Source organism: Mesorhizobium qingshengii (genome assembly GCF_027563465.1).
Taxonomy (GTDB): domain Bacteria; phylum Pseudomonadota; class Alphaproteobacteria; order Rhizobiales; family Rhizobiaceae; genus Mesorhizobium; species Mesorhizobium qingshengii_A.
Genome location: NZ_JAPFQA010000026.1, coordinates 1 through 18,712 on the forward strand (window position 1 = coordinate 1; position 18,712 = coordinate 18,712).

The 18,712-nt window shown below is 64.1% G+C and carries 18 protein-coding genes; 5 read left to right on the forward strand and 13 right to left on the reverse strand.

Translation table 11 applies throughout. The features are described from left to right. Positions 1-93: 93 nt before the first annotated feature. Both OOJ09_RS29710 and OOJ09_RS29715 read right to left on the reverse strand, forming a co-directional pair. Positions 94-1,743: an ABC transporter substrate-binding protein gene (locus OOJ09_RS29710; RefSeq protein WP_269908619.1), complete on the reverse strand. Its 1,650-nt coding sequence runs from the start codon at positions 1,741-1,743 to the stop codon at positions 94-96. 43 nt (positions 1,744-1,786) lie between these two features. Further along, on the reverse strand, positions 1,787-3,337 hold the full coding sequence (locus OOJ09_RS29715) for a trimethylamine methyltransferase family protein (protein WP_269908620.1): 1,551 nt from the start codon (positions 3,335-3,337) through the stop codon (positions 1,787-1,789). Between the two features lie 92 nt (positions 3,338-3,429). Between OOJ09_RS29715 and OOJ09_RS29720 the strand changes: the two genes are divergently transcribed. Together OOJ09_RS29720 and mutL are read left to right on the forward strand one after the other, a co-directional pair. Next, entirely contained in the window at positions 3,430-4,332 is a 903-nt protein-coding gene (locus OOJ09_RS29720; RefSeq protein ID WP_269908621.1) for a LysR substrate-binding domain-containing protein, read from the forward strand. Between the two features lie 73 nt (positions 4,333-4,405). Further along, entirely contained in the window at positions 4,406-6,280 is a 1,875-nt protein-coding gene (gene mutL, locus OOJ09_RS29725; RefSeq protein WP_269908622.1) for a DNA mismatch repair endonuclease MutL, read from the forward strand. Positions 6,281-6,322: 42 nt separating this feature from the next. Here mutL and OOJ09_RS29730 read toward each other — a convergent pair whose 3' ends face one another. Both OOJ09_RS29730 and OOJ09_RS29735 read right to left on the reverse strand, forming a co-directional pair. Next, a complete protein-coding gene (locus OOJ09_RS29730) occupies positions 6,323-7,081 on the reverse strand; it encodes a hypothetical protein (RefSeq protein ID WP_269908623.1) in 759 nt (252 codons plus the stop codon). Between the two features lie 118 nt (positions 7,082-7,199). Then, positions 7,200-8,093, reverse strand: coding sequence for a DMT family transporter (locus OOJ09_RS29735; protein WP_269908624.1), 894 nt, complete (start codon positions 8,091-8,093; stop codon positions 7,200-7,202). A gap of 90 nt (positions 8,094-8,183) precedes the next feature. Here OOJ09_RS29735 and OOJ09_RS29740 point away from each other — a divergent pair, with 90 nt between their 5' ends. Continuing rightward, positions 8,184-9,110: a LysR family transcriptional regulator gene (locus tag OOJ09_RS29740; protein WP_269908625.1), complete on the forward strand. Its 927-nt coding sequence runs from the start codon at positions 8,184-8,186 to the stop codon at positions 9,108-9,110. Here the strand turns inward: OOJ09_RS29740 and OOJ09_RS29745 are convergent. Continuing rightward, positions 9,107-9,697, reverse strand: coding sequence for a hypothetical protein (locus OOJ09_RS29745; protein WP_269908626.1), 591 nt, complete (start codon positions 9,695-9,697; stop codon positions 9,107-9,109). The genes OOJ09_RS29740 and OOJ09_RS29745 overlap by 4 nt on opposite strands. A 114-nt stretch (positions 9,698-9,811) precedes the next feature. Here OOJ09_RS29745 and OOJ09_RS29750 point away from each other — a divergent pair, with 114 nt between their 5' ends. Beyond that, complete coding sequence (locus OOJ09_RS29750; RefSeq protein WP_269908627.1) at positions 9,812-10,045, forward strand: DUF2093 domain-containing protein; 234 nt, start codon at positions 9,812-9,814, stop codon at positions 10,043-10,045. Positions 10,046-10,102: 57 nt separating this feature from the next. On the opposite strand, the gene lpxK is transcribed toward OOJ09_RS29750, so the two are convergent. The 7 genes from lpxK to epmA form a co-directional block, all read right to left on the reverse strand. Next, positions 10,103-11,128 carry a tetraacyldisaccharide 4'-kinase gene (lpxK, locus tag OOJ09_RS29755; protein ID WP_269908628.1) on the reverse strand — a complete coding sequence of 342 codons (1,026 nt, stop codon included), beginning with the start codon at positions 11,126-11,128 and terminating at the stop codon, positions 10,103-10,105. A 1-nt stretch (position 11,129) separates the two neighbouring features. Continuing rightward, positions 11,130-12,446 carry a lipid IV(A) 3-deoxy-D-manno-octulosonic acid transferase gene (gene waaA / locus OOJ09_RS29760; RefSeq protein WP_269908629.1) on the reverse strand — a complete coding sequence of 439 codons (1,317 nt, stop codon included), beginning with the start codon at positions 12,444-12,446 and terminating at the stop codon, positions 11,130-11,132. After that, a complete protein-coding gene (locus OOJ09_RS29765) occupies positions 12,443-13,234 on the reverse strand; it encodes a lysophospholipid acyltransferase family protein (RefSeq protein ID WP_269908630.1) in 792 nt (263 codons plus the stop codon). The genes waaA and OOJ09_RS29765 overlap by 4 nt, the downstream gene beginning before the upstream one ends. 5 nt (positions 13,235-13,239) lie before the next feature. Next, on the reverse strand, positions 13,240-13,485 hold the full coding sequence (locus OOJ09_RS29770) for a DUF4170 domain-containing protein (RefSeq protein WP_137929775.1): 246 nt from the start codon (positions 13,483-13,485) through the stop codon (positions 13,240-13,242). 76 nt (positions 13,486-13,561) lie between these two features. Then, a complete protein-coding gene (locus OOJ09_RS29775) occupies positions 13,562-14,365 on the reverse strand; it encodes a 3'(2'),5'-bisphosphate nucleotidase CysQ (RefSeq protein ID WP_269908631.1) in 804 nt (267 codons plus the stop codon). Beyond that, entirely contained in the window at positions 14,352-15,695 is a 1,344-nt protein-coding gene (locus OOJ09_RS29780; RefSeq protein ID WP_269908632.1) for a TldD/PmbA family protein, read from the reverse strand. The genes OOJ09_RS29775 and OOJ09_RS29780 overlap by 14 nt, the downstream gene beginning before the upstream one ends. Positions 15,696-15,859: 164 nt before the next feature. Next, positions 15,860-16,906 (reverse strand): EF-P lysine aminoacylase EpmA, encoded by a 1,047-nt coding sequence (gene epmA, locus OOJ09_RS29785; RefSeq protein ID WP_269908633.1) that lies wholly within the window; start codon positions 16,904-16,906, stop codon positions 15,860-15,862. Between the two features lie 138 nt (positions 16,907-17,044). Here epmA and efp point away from each other — a divergent pair, with 138 nt between their 5' ends. After that, a complete protein-coding gene (gene efp / locus OOJ09_RS29790; RefSeq protein WP_091577433.1) occupies positions 17,045-17,614 on the forward strand; it encodes an elongation factor P in 570 nt (189 codons plus the stop codon). A 220-nt stretch (positions 17,615-17,834) separates the two neighbouring features. Here the strand turns inward: efp and OOJ09_RS29795 are convergent, their stop codons facing one another. Continuing rightward, on the reverse strand, positions 17,835-18,587 hold the full coding sequence (locus OOJ09_RS29795; RefSeq protein WP_269908634.1) for a TylF/MycF/NovP-related O-methyltransferase: 753 nt from the start codon (positions 18,585-18,587) through the stop codon (positions 17,835-17,837). Positions 18,588-18,712: the final 125 nt, after the last annotated feature.

The window sequence follows — 18,712 nt, forward strand, 5'->3', positions numbered from 1 at the left end:
TGCCTACGCCAATTGCTTGTCGGTGATTTACGGGCGCCGGCACCTTTTGTCATAGGTGCCGGCGGTGGTTGCTTGCAAGTCTCGGGAGTTAAATCAGGCGTCGAGCCAAACGTTCTGGAAGTCCATTTCGTAGGTCTGGTGCATTCCGTAGTTCTTCACCTTCTTGCTCATGTGGCAGTAGAGCTTCTGCCAGAACGGCTGGACGATGACGCCGGAATCCTGCAGGATCTGCTCGACGTCCTTCATGACCTCCTTGCGCTTGGCAGGATCCGCCAGCGAAAGCGCCTGCTTCAGCTTGGCGTCGAAATCCGGGTTGGCATAGGCCGTTTCGTTCCAGGCTTCACCCGAGCGATAGCCGAGCGCCAGCACCTGGACGCCGAGGGGCCGCATGTACCAGATGGTCATCGAGTACGGATACTTCGTCCAGTCGTTCCAGAAGGTCGAGCCCGGCAGCACCGTACGCTTCACCTTGATGCCGGCATCTCGCAATTGGCCGGCGATCGCATCGCCGGTGTTCTTCTGCCATTCGTCCTCGACTGTGATTAGCTCGTGCTCGAAGTCGGCTTGCCCGGCATCCGCCATCAGCTTCTTGGCGGCGGCGGCATCGCGTGTCTTCTTGGGCAGCGGATAGTATTCGGGATGGATCGGGGCGACGTGGTGGTTCTCGCCGACTGTGCCGAGCCCGGCGTAGCCGAGCTGCATGACGGCATTGTTGTCCACGGCCATCTGCAGCGCATTGCGCACCCGCTGATCATCATAGGGCTTGTGGGTGATGTTGGTGCGGGCAACGAGCGTGGTCGCCGTCGCGACCTCCGATTTCACCAGATCCATCTTGTCAAGGGCGTCGATGAAGTCGGCCGGCGTTTCGAAATCGAGGTCGATCTCGCCGGATTCGAAGGCATTCAGCGTGGCGTTGAAGTCGGTGCCGTAGTCGATGAACTCGACACCGTCGAGCGGCGTTTCACCACCCCACCACTTGCCGTTCTCGCGACGCTTGACGACCGCCTTCGAACCCACTGCATAGGACACCAATTCGAAAGGTCCGGTACCGATTGGCTTCTTGAGCGGGTCTGCGCCATCCTTGTCGAAGTCGCGGTGCACGACCAGCGCCGGATAGTCGGTGAAGCCCGGTATGATCGCGATGTCGGGTTCGGACAGCTTCAGCTTGACCGTGTGGTCATCGACCTTGGTGATAGCGCCATCTTTGGCCTTGCCGGTCTTTGTGTCGATCAGCGCGCCGACGCGTGCCGCCATGGAATTACCGGAAGCGCCCTTCTCGCACCAGCGATTCAGATTGGCGACCACGTCATCGGCGTTGAAGGCATCGCCATTGTTCCAGGTGATGCCCTTGCGCAGATGCAGTGTGTATTCGGTGGCGTCGTCATTGACGTCCCAGCTTTCGAGCAGGACCGGCTCGAAAGTGAACTGGTGCGTGTAGCGGACGAGCGGCTCCAGCCAACAACGAGTGACGTTTGCCATCTCGGTCCAGTCATAGGTGCGCGGATCCTTCTGCGCCTTGACCGACATCGCGACATGCAGCGTTCCACCCTTTTTCGGTTCGTCGGCCAGGGCTTTTGTCGGCGCGGCAAGGCCAATCATACCGTAGGCGAAAGCCGTCGAGGCGCCGAAGGCGCTGGCCAGCGCCAGGAATTCCCGCCGGTCCATACGACCTGCACGCGTCTCTTTCGCCATTGCCTCGATAGCGCCCGGCACGCGGTCGCCATTGCTTCTGAAGAATGTCATTTTTTTCTCCCTTTTTGTTCCCGTTAGTTGTTCGTCCGTCGCGTCAGCTGACGCTGTTTGGCAGCGCCTCCTCGCGCCGCGCAATGAAATCCTTCAGCCCCTCCGCGATACCCTCATCGAGCTTCGGCTCTTCATAATCCGCGAGCATGTTGCGCGCTTTTTCGCGGCCGCGGGTGTCGTGGTCCTTTGCGCCTTCAGCCTTCCACTGTTCGAACGAGTTGAAGTCCATGATGGTGGGCATGAAGAAGGCCGACTCGAAATGTTCGAGCGTGTGCTGGGTGCCGAGGAAATGGCCCTGAGGCCCCACCTCGCGGATCGCCGCCATGGCCTCCTTGAAATCGTCGAACGGCAGCCCGCCCGCATACTTGTACCAGCCGACAAGCTGTTCGCAGTCCGTCGCGAATTTTGAATAGCCGCAGGTCAGGCCGGCCTCGAGCCACCCGGCGGAGTGCCAGATGTAGTTGGCGCCGGACAGGATCGCGGCATGCATCAGCATGTTCGACTCGTAGCCGGCCTGGGCGTCATTCAGCTTCGACCCGACATGGAAGCCCGAAGTGCGCCACGGCAGCCGGTATTTCCGTGCCAGTGCTCCCATCAGATACATCATCTGGGCCGCCTCCGGCGTGCCGCCCATCGGAGCGCCGGTCTTCATGTCCACCGTGACCATGAACTGGCCGTAGAGCTGCGGCGAACCCGGACGCAGCAGCTGTGTGAAGGCGACGCCCGCCAGCGCCTCGGCATTGACCTGCGCGACCGCACCCACGGCGGAGGCCGAAGTCGAGGCGCCGCACAGCGCGAAGGGCGCCAGGATGAGCGGCTGGTTGTGGCGCGCATAGACCTTCATCGCGTCCAGCATGGTGGCGTCCCACACCAGCGGTGAATTGCAGTTGGTGATCGACACCAGCACCGGATTGTCTCGGACATAGTCCTCGCCGAACACGATGCCTGCCATGGCCATCGTGTCTTCGGCTCGCTCCTTGGACGTCACGATGCCCATGAACGGCTTGTCGGAGTGCTTCAACGCTGAATGGATGATGTGGAGGTGACGCTTCGGCACCGCAATTTCCATCGGCTCGCAAATGACCGAACTCGAAGAGTGCAGCGCCGGCGCCATGTAGGAAAGCTTGTGGAAGTTCTGCAGGTCGGCGAGCGTGCCATAGCGCCTGTTGTTGTCGAGGTCGCGCACGTAAGGCGCGCCGTACATCGGCACGAAGATCGAGTTGTTGCCGCCTACCTGCACCGAACGCTGTGGATTCCTCGCATTGAGCGTGAATTCCGACGGGACCTTCGATACCAGCTCCATCAGGAGGGCACGGTCGATCCGGACTCTGGTGTCCGAAACATCGGCTCCCGCCGCTTTCCAAAGTGCAATGGCCTCGTCGTCGCGGAACTCGCATCCCACCTCTTCGAGGATGCTGAGCGACTCCTGGTGGATCAGTTCCACCGCCTCATCCGGGACCATCTCATACACAGGGATCTTGCGGACCAGAGTCGGAAACGACGCCATGGGAATTCCCCGCAGCACCTTGCGCCCCAGGCGGCCACCCGCTCGACGGTTGGCAGGTTCGGTCACTTCAACGGCCGGTGCGTTCATGGAAACTCCATCCTCCCAGAGGCCGTCAATCTAGCGAGACAAAATGCAGCTGTGACGCTGGAAAATCCTGATCGCTTGTATAAGCTGAGCTTATGCGAAACCTACGCCACCTACTACCCTCCGCTGGCAGCCTGATCGTCTTCGAGGCGGCCGGACGACTGTCGAGCTTCACCGCCGCCGGGCGCGAGCTCGGCATGACGCAGGCGGCCGTGTCCTACGCCGTGCGCGGACTGGAAGAACAGCTCGGCGCCAAGCTGTTCCAGCGCCGCCACCGCCAGGTCATCCTGACCGAGGCCGGCGAGCGTTTCCACGCCGACGTCTCGCTCGGCCTTTCGCATATCCGCAAGTCGGCGGAGGATCTGCGCCTGCAGGCGACCGGCGGCCACGTGACGCTTGCTGCCTCGACCGCCTTCGGCTCCTTCTGGATGATGCCGCGCCTGCAGCAATTCCGCGACGAACTGCCTGGCGTTGATCTACGCATCCAAACCGCCGACCGCGATCTCGACATCATCGCGGAAGGGATTCCGCTCGGCGTGCGCGGCGGCGTGCCGCGCGACTGGCCGGACTATCATTCGCTGTCGCTCTCTGACGAGGAGATCTTCCCGGTCGCAGGTCCCAACTATCTGGCGAAGTTTGGGTTGCCGAAGACCGTCGAGGAACTGGCAACGCACCGACTCATCCATCTCGAGGAGCCCTACCGCGAGGCCCCGAACTGGGACGAATGGTTCGCGTCCGCAGGAACCAGCCTCCGTAATGCCGAGCGCGGCTTGCGCATCAATGACTATGCCTTGGTGATTCAGGCGGTTATGGAAGGACAAGGCATCTCGCTCGGCTGGCGGCATCTGGTCGAGCGTCTCGTGGCATCAGGACTGTTGGTGCCGGTGACGGATCATGTGCTGAGGACCGGCATCGGATTCTACGTCATCTGGCCGAAGAACCGCGAGCTCAGCGACAATGCTCGCAAGGTAAGGGATTGGCTGGTGGCGCAGGCATAGATCGTTTTCACTGATCCACCGCTAGCGCAATTCTGCCCCTCCCGCGCGACCCGAATCCGCCTATAGTGTTCGTATGCCCATTCGCCAGCTTTCCGAAACGATGATCAACCAGATCGCCGCCGGCGAAGTCATCGAGCGTCCGGCAAGCGTGGTCAAGGAACTGGTCGAGAACGCGCTTGATGCCGGCGCAAACCGAGTCGAGGTCGTTACCGCTGGCGGCGGGCTGAACCTTATCCGCGTCACCGACGACGGCTCCGGCATCGCCGAGCAGGAGCTGGCGCTGGCCATCGCGCGCCACTGCACCTCCAAGCTCACCGAGAACATTCACGACATCCGCTCGCTCGGCTTCCGCGGCGAAGCGCTGCCGTCGATCGGTTCGGTGTCGCGGCTGTCGATCCGCTCGCGCACGGCAACAGGTGACAGTGCGGCCGAGATCGGTATCGAGGGTGGCCGCGTTTCGGCCGTCAGGCCGGCGGCGGCCAATCGCGGCACCACGGTCGAGGTGCGCGACCTGTTCTTCGCCACGCCCGCCCGGCTCAAATTCATGAAGGGCGAACGCGCCGAAAGCTCGGCAACCAGCGATGTGGTCAAGCGCATCGCCATCGCCTTCCCCGCCGTGCGGTTCACGCTGGCAGGCTCGGATCGCTCGACGCTGGAATTGCCGGCGACCGACGACACTCCGGAAGGCAGACTGCGCCGCGTCGCCCAGGTGATGGGCGCCGACTTTCCCGACAATTCGATTGCCATCGACGCGATGCGCGAAGGCGTGCATCTGACAGGGCATGTCTCGATCCCGTCCTTCACCCGCGCCAACGCGTTGCAGCAATATGCCTATGTCAATGGCCGGCCGGTGCGCGACAAGCTCATCGCCGGCGCCATTCGCGGCGCCTTCGCCGACGTGCTACCGCGCGACCGCCACGCGATGACGGTGCTGTTCCTGACGCTTGATCCGGCCATCGTCGACGTCAATGTCCATCCGGCCAAGGCGGACGTGCGTTTCCGCGATCCCGGACTGGTACGCGGGCTGATAGTCGGTTCCGTCCGCCAGGCGCTGGCCGATGCCGGCATCCGCGCCGCCACCACGGGTGCTGCCGGCATGATGTCGGCGTTCCGGCCAGGCGCCGCATCCTACGGCCACGGCGGCCCGGCAAACGGCCATCGCGGCTACGAGGCAGCGCACCGCGCCTCCGGCTCGGCCGGCTTCGATCCCGCCCGTTCATCCCAGCGCCCTCTCGACATGGGATTTGAAGAGACGGGCTTTGCCAGAGGCGGCTTTGACGAAAACGAACAGGCAGCGTTCGATGCTGGCCCGCTTGCCAGTGCCGACGCGCGCGCCGGGCAGAGCGAAGCGGCCGAGACGCTGCTTGGCGCGGTGCTGGGTGCCGCGCGCGCGCAGGTGCATGAGAACTACATCGTCGCGCAAACCAGGGATTCGCTCGTCATCGTCGACCAGCATGCGGCGCATGAGCGGCTGGTCTACGAGGCGCTGAAGAACGCACTGCATTCCCGACCAGTGCCGTCGCAGATGCTGCTTCTGCCGGAGATCATCGACCTGCCGGAAGAGGATGCAGAGCGGCTCGCCACGCATTCCGAGACGCTGGCCCGCTTCGGCCTCGGCATCGAGCGTTTCGGCCCAGGCGCCGTCGCGGTGCGCGAGACGCCATCGATGCTGGGTGAGACCAATGTCCAGCAACTGGTGCGCGACCTCGCCGACGAGATCGCCGACAACGACACGGTCGACACGCTGAAGGAACGGCTGGACAGAATAGCCGCGACCATGGCCTGCCACGGCTCGGTCCGATCCGGCAGGCTGCTCAAGGCCGAGGAGATGAATGGGCTGCTGCGCCAGATGGAGGCGACGCCCGGCTCCGGCACCTGCAACCACGGCCGCCCGACCTATATCGAACTCAAGCTGGCGGATATCGAGAGGCTGTTTGGCCGGCGATAGGTTGGCGGTCCACCGGCCAAGAGCAAAACTGGACGTCTCGCGTCATTTCTTTTGCTGGTATTTCCTGGTGGGACGATTGAAAACGTATTCCAATGTGTATCCGGCGCCGCCACCTCGAAAATTCACCGAAATGATGTCCTTGCCTCCCTCGACCCACTTCTGGACGTTCTCATAGATGGACGTCATCAGCATACCGGCGTTGCAGCCATCGTCATCAAAGGCGATCTCCTGAACGACCTTCCTGCTGCTCTTTTTGATGACCTGCATTTTTGCCATGCAAGTGCCTGAGTCGGTGTTCGTGTAAATACCGGCAAACCTGTCGGCTGCTGTTTCGGCCCAGAAGGGAATTTCTACGGCCCCGTCGATTTTTGTGTCGCCCGTATCGTCCAGGCTCGCGACCTTCTTGAGAGTGACGGGATATGTATCTGTTCCTTTGCTCCAAGTGCCAGTGGCGTCGCCTTCAGCCATGTCGAGGGAAAACGGGCATCCGGTGGTGTCGACTGGAGTCTTTGATCCCATCACCAATATCCGGTCGAATTCCTTCTTGCCCGAGATCTCGCAGAGTACGAGCGCGGTGCCGTTGAGCTTGCCGTACACCGCTATGGGGCTTTGCTTGGCGTCGTAGAAGTAACTTCCCTCGACCGTTATGCCGCTGCCGAAACTGTCATATGTCTGAAGCGACACATGAACGGGTTGAGAGCCGATCGTCCCTTCGTAATTTTCCACGTGATACCAACCCGCGAACGCGTTCCCGCTTAGCAGCAGCACGCAAAAAATAGCGAATATGAACCGTATTGCCATCCCGACCCCGCCGCGCTTTACGAAAGCGGCTCACCATAGCCGCGCGCCTGGCGCGTGTCTGTATCACAGCGGGGGCGGGCCGACATTTTGAGTCCGGAAATGGCTCCAGCCTTTTGTTTTATCGCTTCAAATTGACCACGATCACACCACCCAGCGCCAGCGCGCCGCCGAGGATGCCGAGCAGGGTCGGCACTTCGCCCAGCCAGAAGAAGCCGATCAGGGCAGACATGGGCGAAACTAGATAGAGGAAGTTGGAGGCACGTGCGGCCGGCAGACGCGATAGCGCGGTTGCCCAGGCGGCATAGGCGATCAGGCTCGGCACGATGCCGAGATAGATGACGGCGCCGAGGCCGGCGGTGTTGGCGACCGCAGCCTGCGCCAGGCCGCTCGGCAGGAAGGGCGACAGACAGAGCGCCCCAAGCACCATGTTGGAGGCCGCGATGGTCAGCGGGTGGTGGCGGGCAAACAGCGGCTTCTGGACGATGGTGTTGACGGCTGAGCAGAGCGCGGAACCGAGCACCAGCAGCGCGCCGGCATTGAAGTGCAGGCCATGGCCATCGGCCACGGCGATAATGCCGATGCCGGCGAAGGAAATGGCCGTGCCGAGCCAGGCCATGCCGGAAAAGCGTTCGCCGAGCAGTGCCATAGCCATGATGGCGGTGAAGATCGGGCTGACATTGATGATGAAGCCGGCGGCACCGGCCGAAACGCTCAGTTCGCCGAAATTGAGCATCGCCGTGTAGAGCGCGACAAAGATAGCGCCACCGACGGCGAGGCGCCACAACTCGTCCAGCCTGGGCAGCGCCGGGCGCTTGATGGCCAGGAAGATCGCCGCCGGCACCGCGGCGATGGCGAAGCGTAGCGAGCCAAGTTCCAGCGGCCCAAAGGCGGCCAGGCCGGCGCGGATCGCCGGAAAGGCGGACGCCCAGCCAACCACCGTCAGCGCCACCGCGATGGCCGCCGTGGTGTCCATCCGTTGTGTCGGATTCAACGCACTGGTCATCACACTCATCTCACCGTCCTCGCATTCTTGCCTGTGAAATGCAGAAAACGCCTTTTCGGCCTGGTTGACAAACGACCAAATCGAGGATCACCTGTGACTATGGATCACAGCTCGGACACGATGCTGCCGCTTGAAACCTTGCGTGCCTTCGACGCGGCGGCACGCACTGGCAGTTTTTCGGCGGCGGCGGAAAAGCTCAACATCACCCATGGCGCCATCAGCCGGCAGATCGCCAAGCTCGAGGACTGGCTTGGGCTCAAGGTGTTCGATCGCGGTGCGCGCGGTGTCTCGCTGACGATCGAGGGCAACAGGCTGCATCTGCGCACGGCCGAAGCCTTCGCGCTGATATCGAGCCATTCGGACCGTTGGGTCGAGCCGCGCGGCACCGCCGTGGTGCGGCTGACCTCGATCCCCTCGGTCAGCGGCCTGTGGCTGATGCCGCGCATGGCGGCGCTGGAGAACAATCCCTCCAAGCTGCGCATCGTGCTCGATGTCGATATCCGTCAGGCCGACCTTGCCGATGAAGGCATCGACCTGTCGATCCGCTGTGGGCGCGGCGGCATTCCGGGCCGCGTCTCGGTGCAGCTTTTCGAGGAACATGTCTTCCCTGTCGCCTCGCCGGAACTTGCGCGCGAGATCGGCCATGGCGACCCTGCCCGGTTGCTCAAATTTCCGCTGATCAACGATTCCGACGCCTCGGCATGGCGTGCCTGGTTCGCCGCGCAAGGCATGGATTACCGCCCGCGCCCGCAGGACCGTCGTTTTGAGGATTACAATCTGGTGCTCGACGCCGCTGCCTATGGGCTCGGCATCGCGCTGGCGCGGCCGCCCTTGACCGGGCATCAACTGAAATCAGGCCGCATCATCGCCGTCGACGAGCGCACCGCGCTCAATCCGGTGTCCTACTGGCTCGACCGGCCGATGGGACGGCCACGTGCGGCGGCGGCGGATCTCGCCCGCCGTATCGCGAACGAGGCCGGACTGACGCCGGACAGGATCGAGACGTTCATCGAAGCCGAGAGCTAGCTGAGGATCCTTATCGCCAGACCGAAGGCCGCCGCTGCCAGCAATCCTGTCGTTGCCGAAACAAAGGCGATCTTCAGCAGCAGGCGCTCGTGATTCGGCGGCGGCGCGGCGTGGGTCTGGTTGGTCGGCTTGCTCGGCCCCGCCGATGCATCGGAGATGGCTCCGTTACGCGATACGCGGGCCTGTGGCGCAACAAACGCCAGCAACGATAGCGCCGCAGTTCCGGCGGGAGCGGTATCATTGGCCGTTGCCAAAGGCGGCAACGCACCTCGCTGTGGTTCGGCTTCGGGCGCCGCTTTTCTCGCGACGACCGGCGCCGGCGCCACCCTTTCGTTCGACTCGACCTCCGCCAGATAAGCCTCGACAATCCCAGCCGAAGCGATCTGCTGCGATTTGACGGCCATCGGCACCGCCGGCAAAGCCAACAGCGCCGGTGCCGTCTGTTGCGCAAGCAGGGACGGAGCCGGCGGCTGGACCAGCGCCTTGACCAGCGCCGTCCTGACCGGATCGGCCTTTGCCTGCGGGACAGTCTGCGGCGTCATCGCTTGCCCGAGCAAGGTGGCAAGACGAGCAGAGGAAATGTCCATTCTGTCCCCACTATAGCCGTTTCCAGGCTGTGATTAACCGTTCTGCATTGCGCCAAGCTTGACCTTGCCGGCAATTTATGGCGATGAAATCCTCATGAACCTCAGCGTCCCTGCATGATGAACCGTTTCGAAGGCCCTGGCGGCAAGGAAGCCCGTATCCGCTATCTTGATGGCGACTTCCAGGTTACCAGCCCCGGCGCATTCGTGCGCTGCGCGGTGACCGGCGAAAGCATTCCGCTCGATGAGCTGAAATACTGGAGCGTCGCAAGGCAAGAGCCCTATATCAACGCCGCCGCCTCGTTGCGCCGCGAGATCGAGGTGCATCCGGAGTTGCGCAGCCGGCGGTGACCTGCCGCATCTCGTTTGCCGCAAAAAATGGTTGCGCCCTTCAAGACGACAGGCTGATCAGCCTTTGAGCTTGCGCTGGCGCCACGCATCCAACGTCTCGTGGATGATGCGTTCCGGCACATTGTCGAGTTCGAACACGGTGTCGATTTCCAGCACGTCGAGCTTGTCGAGAAAGTCCCTTGACGCGCCGTGGCGCAGCCGGGCGGCGTCCTTGGCCGTGGTGATGAGGCCGAGCCCTTCCGCATGCGCCGTCGCCGCCAGTTCGGCAAGCTCGTCCTCGCCATAGAAATGATGATCTGGAAACGGCCGCGTCAGCGCCAACTCGCCGCCGGCCTCTCGCACCGTGTCGAAGAATTTCTCGGGATGGCCGATGCCGGCGAAGGCGAGGAACCGCTTGCCGGCAAGTCGCTTTTTGCTGCTCGGCTCCGTATGAGCCTCGAAGACCGGCCGGCCGGCGCGCGCCGCCTGGCGGACGACAGCGTCGGCGGCGGTGCCCTCGCCCATCTTCAACAGAGCGCTGGTGAAGACCAGTTGGTCGACGATCCTGGCCCTGAGCGGACCGCCCGGAATGACGCGACCATTGCCGATCCCGTAGCGTGCATCGACGACGACCAGCGCATAGTCGATGTGAATGCGCGCGCTCTGGAAACCGTCATCCATGATCAGGAAATCGCAGCCGTGCCGTTCCAGCAGCAGCCGGGCGCCGGCGGCACGGTGCGGCGTCACCGCCACCGGCGCGTGTTCGGCCAGGAGCAGCGGCTCGTCGCCGACATGCCTTGCGCTGTCGTGATGGGCATCGACGACATGCGGCTCGGCGAACGAGCCGCCATGGCCGCGCGACAGGAAGCCGGGTTTCAGTTGCATGCGCTTGGCCTGCTCGGCGAGCGCGATCGCCACCGGCGTCTTGCCGGTGCCGCCAACCGTGAAATTGCCGATGCACAGGACCGGCGCCTCGATCTTCTCGCGCCGGGCTCGCCGCATGCCGCGGCCGGCTACGAGCGCGTAGACGGCCGACAGCGGCGACAGCGCCAGGACGCGCCAGTCCGGCTCTTCCCACCAGAATGGTGGTGCTTCGGAAGCCACGCTAGCGCCCGTTCGCGCCCTTCAGGCGCGACTTGACGACCAGTGGCTGGATATAGGGCTCAAGCGATTTCAGCGTGCGCGCCAGCGCGCCGCGCATCTCGTCGACGGTCGCCGCTCCCGCCGCCATCATCTCGTGGCGCGCCACTTCATTTGTCAGAAGGAAATGCACGGCACCAGCCAACATGTCGCGATCGCGCACCAGCTTGGCGCCGCCGCTATCGATAAGGCGCTGATAGGCCTCCCGAAAATTCTGCACATTGCGCCCGGCGAGAACAGCCGTGTCGAGCATCGCCGGCTCCAGCGGGTTCTGGCCACCCTCCGAGGTCAGCGAACGGCCGACAAAGGCGATTTCGGTCAACCTGAGATAGAGCCCCATCTCGCCGATCGTATCGCCAAGCAATATGTCGGTGTCGGCGACGATCCTGTCGCCCTTGCTGCGCCGCGCGACCTTCAGGCCCATGCCGGAAATCTGCGCGGCAAGCGCCTCGGCACGATCGGGATGGCGCGGAACGACGATCGTCAGAAGACCATGATGGCGCTTGTGCAGCGTGGCGTGGACCTCGGCTGCGACCACTTCCTCGCCGTCATGCGTCGAAATCGCGGCCCAGGTCGGGCGGGTGCCGATCTGCCGCCTCAGCGTCGCCAGCGCCCGATCGTCGACGGGCGGCGGCGCGGTATCGACCTTGAGATTACCCGAGACGGTGACCGGCCGCGCGCCGAGCGAACGGAAGCGCTCGCCGTCGATGTCCGACTGGGCGACGACATGGGCGAGGTTCTCAAACAGCGCCTCGGCGATGTTGGCACGCTTCTTCCACGACGTGAACGAGCGGTCGGACAGCCTGCCATTGACCAGCACCTGTGGCACGCGGCGCGCGCCAAGCTCGAGGATGGTCATCGGCCAGATCTCGGATTCGGCGATGATCGCCAGATCTGGCTGCCAATGATCGAGGAACCGGCTGACCGCCGGCTTGAGGTCGAGCGGCACGTACTGGTGGATGATGCGATCGCCGAGCCGCTCATCGGCGACCTGCGCCGAGGTGACCGTGCCGGTCGTCAGCACGATGTTGACGCCGTAGTCGAGAATGCTTTCGACCAGCGGCACGACAGCTATGGTCTCGCCGACGCTCGCCGCGTGGATCCAGATCACCGGCCCCTCGGGGCGGGGGCGGCCGGCGACGCCATAGCGCTCGCGGCGGCGGTTGCGGTCTTCCTTGCCGCGCGATGTGCGCCAGGCGACATACGGGCCGACCAGCGGATAGGCGGCGGCACCGGCGAAACGGTATGCCGTCAGCATGGCTCGCGCCCAGCGACCGCTCATCGCGGACCATCCACGAGACGGTAGGCCTCGGCGGTCGCGGCATTGAGCGCGGCGGTGACTTCCTGGCGCTTGCGCTCCATTTCGGCATCGTCGGCGTCCGCCGCCACAAAGATCGGAGCGCCGATGGTCACGGCGGAACGGCCGAATGGCAGGTTGATGGTGGTCTTGTCCCAGCTCTTCTCCAGCACCTTGCGGCGGCTGGTGGCGATGGCGACAGGCAGCAGCGGCCGGCCGGAGAGGCGTGCCAGGAGAACGATGCCAAGCCCGGCGTCACGCGGCGTGCCGTGCGGAATGTCTGCGATCATGGCGACGTTCTTGCCGGCCGCGAGCGACTTTTTCAGGGCGATGAGCGCCTTTGCCCCGCCCTTGTCGAGATGCCTGGCATTGTCACGCCCGCCGGAACCGCGCACCGCCTCGATGCCGAATTTCTCCAGCATCAGCGCGTTGAGCTCGGCATCGGCGCTGCGCGAGACCATGGCGACCAACGGCTTGCGCTTGGGATAGTAGGCCGGCGTCAGCAGATGCTGGCCATGCCACAGCGCGATGATGCCGGGCTCGAACTCGGCATAGGCGCCACCCGAAAAGCGTGCCGATCCGGCGACCAGAGGGCTGGTCATGCGAACCAGCCGCACGAACTGGGCGAGCAGGCTGGCGATGGCGTTCTTGACGAATCGCGATTGTGCAAGCGGTTCGCGAATCTTGCGCCAGAAGGCCTTGGTCGTGCGGCTGCCGCCCCTGCCCGTGGACGCGGCCTCGCTGGCTGGCCCTTTCGCCAGGTCATGCTCCATCGAAGTCAACCGGCAGCCTTGCTGTCGGGGTCGAGCAGACGGTGCAGATGCACGACGAAATAACGCATGTGGGCATTGTCCACGCTGGCTTGCGCCTTGGCCTTCCACGCCGTGTGCGCGGTTTGATAGTCCGGATAGACGCCGACGATGTCGAGCGCGTCGAGGTCGCGGAACTCGGTGCCGCCAAGCTTCTTCAGTTCGCCGCCGAACACCAGATGCAAAAGCTGTTTCTTTCCGTCTTCCGCGGCCATGTCGGTCCTTCACATATTGTGAGTTTGTGACAGGTCTAGACCAAAGCCGCCGACTTTGGAACCTTCGAAAACGCTTTCACGCATCCAGCCCGGCGATGACGCCGGCGAGCACGGCCAGCAATTCACCGCTGCCGGCGGCGAGCGCACCGTGGCGGATCACCTCACCGGCATAGAGCGGCGCGCGGCCATGCCGGTCGAGCAACCGGCCGCCGGCCTCACGCAGGATGAGATCGGCGGCGGCGATATCCCAGTCATGGGCGTTCGGCTTGACGAAAGTAGCGTCAAGCGCGCCATTGGCGATCATGGCCAGCCGATAGGCCAGCGAAGGACTGTAGGGAGCTCGCTTCAAGCGGGCCAGCCACTCGTCCGGCAGCAGGTCGATCAGCGGCTTCGGGCCGGAAATCTCGGCCATGTCCGCCGGCTTGCGTACCGAAATGCACTGGCCGTTGCGGAAAGCGCCTTCACCAGGCAGCGCCCAATAGGTTTCTTCGGTCGCGGGGCATTCCAGCACGCCGGCAAGCGTGCGGCCCTGCTCGACGACGGCAACGCTGACGCACCAGGTGCGCTGGCCTTCCAGGAAACCGCGCGTGCCGTCGATCGGGTCGACGACGAAGGTGCGGCGCGCCGAAAGCCGCGCCGGATCGTCGGCCGTCTCTTCCGACAGCCAGCCATAATCCGGCCGTGCCGAAAGCAGCGTCTCGCGCAGATAGGCGTCGGCGGCATGATCGGCTTCGCTCACCGGCGATGTGCCGCCCTTCAACCAGACTTGCGGGTTGTTGCCGAAATAGCGCATGGCAATGAGACCCGCCTCGCGGGCGGCTTCGCGCAGCAGCGGCAGATCCTCGACGGCACCGGCCGTGGTCAGGTCATGCTCCGGCAAGGGTCATGCCTTCGATCAGAAGCGTGGGGGCCGCGGTGCCGAAATTGCGGTCGAGGTCGATTGCCGGCACCATGTTGAGGAACATGGTCTTCAGGTTCGAGGCGATCGTTACCTCGGCCACCGGATAGGCCAGCTCACCATTCTCGATCCAGAAGCCCGAGGCGCCACGGCTGTATTCGCCGGTGACCATGTCGACGCCCTGGCCGAACACTTCGGTGACATAGAACCCGGTCTTGAGCGACTTGATCAGGTCTTCCGGCGATCGCTCGCCCGGCTCGATGGCGAGATTGGTGGAGGACGGCGAGACGGAGGAGCCGCTGCGCGCCCCTCGCCCGTTGGTGATGAGCCCCAGCTCCCGCGCGGCCGATGTCGACAGGAACCAGTGGTTGAGCACGCCCTTTTCGACCATGAACAGCTTCTCGCCCTCGACGCCCTCGCCGTCGAAGGGACGCGAGGCCTGGCCACGCCGCCTGAGCGGCTCGTCGGTGACGGTGATGGCCGACGCGGCCACCTGCTTGCCCATCATGTCGCGCAGGAACGATGTCTTGCGCGCGACGGAAGCGCCATTGATGGCGCCGGCGAGGTGGCCGGCGATGCCGCGCGCGACGCGCGGGTCCAATATCACGTCGATCGGCCCGGTCGCCGCCTTGCGCGCGCCGATGCGGCGCACGGCGCGTTCGCCGGCCTTGCGGCCGATATCCTCCGGCGCCTCGAGATCGGCAAAATGCTGGCGCGAGGAGAATTCATAGTCACGTTCCATGCCGGTGCCCTCGCCTGCAATGACGCTGGCCGAGCGCGAGAAACGCGAGCCGACATAGTGGCCAAGGAAGCCGTGCGAAGTGGCCAACACCAGACCGCCCAGACCGGCACCGGCACTGGCACCAGCCGAATTGGTCACACCCTTGACGGCAAGGGCTGCAGCTTCCGCCGCAAGTGCGGCTTCCTTCAACTGGTCGGCGGACACCTCGGTGGCATCGAACAGGTCAAGATCGCGTGTCTGTTTCGCCAGCAATGCCGGATCGGCAAGGCCTTGATAGGGATCCTCGGGCGAGACCCTCGCCATGGCAACCGCGCGTTCGGCCAGCGTTTTCGGGTCAGACGCGGCCGTTGCCGAGACACTCGCCACCCTGCCGCCGACGAAGACGCGCAGTGCAACGTCCTCGCTCTCGGACGATTCCGTCCCCTCGACCTTGCCAAGACGCACCGACACGCCGGTCGAGCGGCCGCGCACGGCCACCGCGTCGGCGGCATCGGCGCCAGCCTTTTTGGCAGCATCGACCAAAGCCGCGACACGGTCGGTCAATTTTGCTGCGTCTGATGTATCGGTCATGCGCGCGATCCTGCTGGTGTGCGGCCAGCCTCGGCCGCTGCCACCCATCTATTGTTCCGGTTCGGCTTGTGCAATGGCGAAGGCCGGAATCAGTGGATCGATTGCAGGTGTCGGCGCCGGCTTCTTGGTGGGCAGATCAAGGGCAAAGCCGGTGGCTAATCGGTTCACGGCTCCGCCACGGGCGTCCAGATCACATCCTCGATCTTCCGGGCACCGGTCGCCAGCATGACCAGCCGGTCGAAGCCGAGCGCGATGCCGCTGGCCTGCGGCATGATGGCAAGGGCGGCGAGAAAATCCTCGTCCAGCGGATAGCGCTCGCCATAGATGCGCTCTTTCTCGTCCATCTCGATGACAAAACGCCGGCGCTGCTCCCCGGCGTCGGTCAGTTCGCCAAAGCCGTTGGCGAGCTCGACACCGCAGCAATAAAGTTCAAAGCGCTCGGCGACGCGGGGATCGCGCGGGCTTGGCCGCGCCAACGCCGCCTCTGCTACCGGATATTCGCACAGAATGGTCGTCCGCCCCTGCCCGAGGAACGGTTCGACCTTTTCCACCATCACCCGGCTGAACAGGTCAGCCCAGCTGTCATCGGGCGCGGTGCGCAGGCCGGCCCCGGTCACGGCGGCGTACAGCGTATCGCGATCGGTGGCGCCGTCGGCGGCGACCGTGGCCAGCAGGTCTATACCGGCATGGCGGGTGAAGGCATCCGCCACCGTCAGCCGCTCTGGCTCTGCAAACGGATCGCAATCGCGGCCACGGAAGGAAAAGCGCGCCGTCCCTGCCCTTGTCGCGGCCAGCGCCAGAAGGGCGGCGCAATCCTGCATCAGGCTTTCATAGGTCTCGCCCACCCGGTACCATTCGAGCATGGTGAATTCGGGATGGTGCAAGGGGCCGCGCTCGCGGTTGCGGTAGACCGGACCGAGGCTGAAAATGCGCTGTTCGCCGGCGGCGAGCAGCTTCTTGCAGGCGAATTCCGGCGATGTATGGAGATAGAGCGGCGACCGCGCGCCGTCCGGCCCGACCGCTTCGGTGGCGAAAGCCGCCAGATGCGCCTCGTTGCCGGGCGAGACCTGCAGGGCCGCCGTTTCCACCTCGACGAAGTCGTGGCGGGCGAACCAGTCGCGCAGGCTGGTGGCGATGGCGTTGCGCAGCATCAGCCGCGGGCGGCGGTCGGCGTGGACGTGTGGCGTCCACCAGGGCGAAGCCGCGGTCATCGCCGAATTGCAGGCAGGTCAGTTCGCCCCACGTCAGTTCGCATTGGGGGCTGGCGGTTCCCGCCAAGATGCGCTAGGCCCCCATCCAGCGCCGCACAAGCCGGCAAACGCCAGTCAACTCTTGCAGGATGAAAAACCGTGGTGAAGGTCATCGCCAGTTCCCTACGCAAAGGCAACGTCGTCGATAAGGACGGCAAGCTTTATGTGATCCTCTTTGCCGAAAACATCCACCCTGGCAAGGGCACGCCGGTGACGCAGCTCGACATGCGCCGCATCGCCGACGGAGTGAAGGTTTCGGAGCGCTACCGCACCACCGAGCAGGTGGAGCGCGCCTATGTGGAGGAGCGCGAACACACCTTCCTCTACAGCGACGGCGAAGGCTATCATTTCATGAACCCGGAGACCTACGACCAGGTGGCGGTGTCGGAAAGCGTGGTCGGCGACATGGCACCCTACCTGTCGGAAGGCATGGCGGTGCAGATCTCGCAGCACAACGGCATTGCGATTTCCTTGGTGCTGCCGCAGCGCGCCACCTTCGAAGTGGTGGAAACCGAGCCGACGACAAAGGGGCAGACGGCCTCGTCGTCCTACAAGCCGGCCGTGCTTTCCAACGGCGTGCGCACGCTGGTGCCGCCGCACATCGCCCCCGGCACCCGCGTCGTGGTGATGACGGCCGATGGGGCCTATGTGGAGCGCGCGAAGGACTGAGGGCGACAGTTTTGTTGGTCTCTTAGCGCCGGCATTTCATGAACCCAGCTCGGTGCGCGGATGCCTCCGCACACCCGGGCATCACGATCCGCGCACCGTCGATCATGCCGATCTTCTCCCTTTCGCCGCGTGAAAGCAGGGTTCGGGACAGTTCTCGGGGAATGTTGTACGCAACAACAACGACTGACACGTGGTTCTGCCTTTATCGCGCTTCCGTGGCTCAGTTGCCGGACTTCTGCCACCAACCGCCCGTCCAGTCTATCTCGTGCATCTGCGCGGTGATGTGGTTGCGTGCGCGGTAATCCTCGACCGCCTGCCGGCAGGTCGGCAGCGCCAGGTCATCGATGATCGCGAAACCGCCTGGCGACAGCCTTGGATAAAGCGCCTCGAGGCTGTCCATCGTCGACTCGTACAGATCGCCGTCCAGCCGGATCAGGGCGAAAGGACCAGCTTTCAGGCCGGGCAGCGTGTCGCCGAACAGGCCTTTGACGAAGACCACCTGGTCATCCAGCAGGTCATAGGCGGCAAAATTCGCTTCAACCTGCCCCTGGTCGATCGCCAGTTGGCGGAACTCGTGCAACCTGTCGCCCCGGTCGGCGGGAAAATTCTCGGGGTCCGGCGGCGGCAGACCGTCGAACGAGTCGGCGACATAGACCTTCCTGTCCGTGACCCCGTTGGCGGCCAGCACGCCGCGCATGAGGATGCAGCAGCCGCCGCGCCAGACGCCGGTCTCGATGAAATCCCCGGGCACGTCCTCATCGACGGCGCGCTGGACGAGGTCGCGCAGATTGGTCAGGCGCTTGATGCCCGCCATGGAATGGGCAACCGTTGGCCAATCGCGGCCATTGAGCCGATCCTCGCGATTGAACGGGGTCGACTGGCCGACCTTCGAGGGATCCATCACCTGCGAACCGGAGCCGTAGATGGTATTGGCGATGATCTTGATCAGGAGATCTGTATAGAGACGGTTCACAATCGACCTTTCAGTGCATCACGATTCCATATCGAAATATGCTGTTGCGGATATCCAGCCGAAGTGCAACGGAACGACCATTAATTCGCGACGGTCTGTCCAGAGCGCCGTGCAAGCAAGTCGCA

Coding starts and splice junctions, on each gene's coding strand:
- OOJ09_RS29710 (WP_269908619.1), bottom strand. CDS start 1,743: ATGACATTCTTCAGAAGCAATGGCGACCGCGTGCCGGGCGCTATCGAG.
- OOJ09_RS29715 (WP_269908620.1), bottom strand. CDS start 3,337: ATGAACGCACCGGCCGTTGAAGTGACCGAACCTGCCAACCGTCGAGCG.
- OOJ09_RS29720 (WP_269908621.1), top strand. CDS start 3,430: ATGCGAAACCTACGCCACCTACTACCCTCCGCTGGCAGCCTGATCGTC.
- mutL (WP_269908622.1), top strand. CDS start 4,406: ATGCCCATTCGCCAGCTTTCCGAAACGATGATCAACCAGATCGCCGCC.
- OOJ09_RS29730 (WP_269908623.1), bottom strand. CDS start 7,081: ATGGCAATACGGTTCATATTCGCTATTTTTTGCGTGCTGCTGCTAAGC.
- OOJ09_RS29735 (WP_269908624.1), bottom strand. CDS start 8,093: ATGAGTGTGATGACCAGTGCGTTGAATCCGACACAACGGATGGACACC.
- OOJ09_RS29740 (WP_269908625.1), top strand. CDS start 8,184: ATGGATCACAGCTCGGACACGATGCTGCCGCTTGAAACCTTGCGTGCC.
- OOJ09_RS29745 (WP_269908626.1), bottom strand. CDS start 9,697: ATGGACATTTCCTCTGCTCGTCTTGCCACCTTGCTCGGGCAAGCGATG.
- OOJ09_RS29750 (WP_269908627.1), top strand. CDS start 9,812: ATGATGAACCGTTTCGAAGGCCCTGGCGGCAAGGAAGCCCGTATCCGC.
- waaA (WP_269908629.1), bottom strand. CDS start 12,446: ATGAGCGGTCGCTGGGCGCGAGCCATGCTGACGGCATACCGTTTCGCC.
- OOJ09_RS29765 (WP_269908630.1), bottom strand. CDS start 13,234: ATGGAGCATGACCTGGCGAAAGGGCCAGCCAGCGAGGCCGCGTCCACG.
- OOJ09_RS29770 (WP_137929775.1), bottom strand. CDS start 13,485: ATGGCCGCGGAAGACGGAAAGAAACAGCTTTTGCATCTGGTGTTCGGC.
- OOJ09_RS29780 (WP_269908632.1), bottom strand. CDS start 15,695: ATGACCGATACATCAGACGCAGCAAAATTGACCGACCGTGTCGCGGCT.
- epmA (WP_269908633.1), bottom strand. CDS start 16,906: ATGACCGCGGCTTCGCCCTGGTGGACGCCACACGTCCACGCCGACCGC.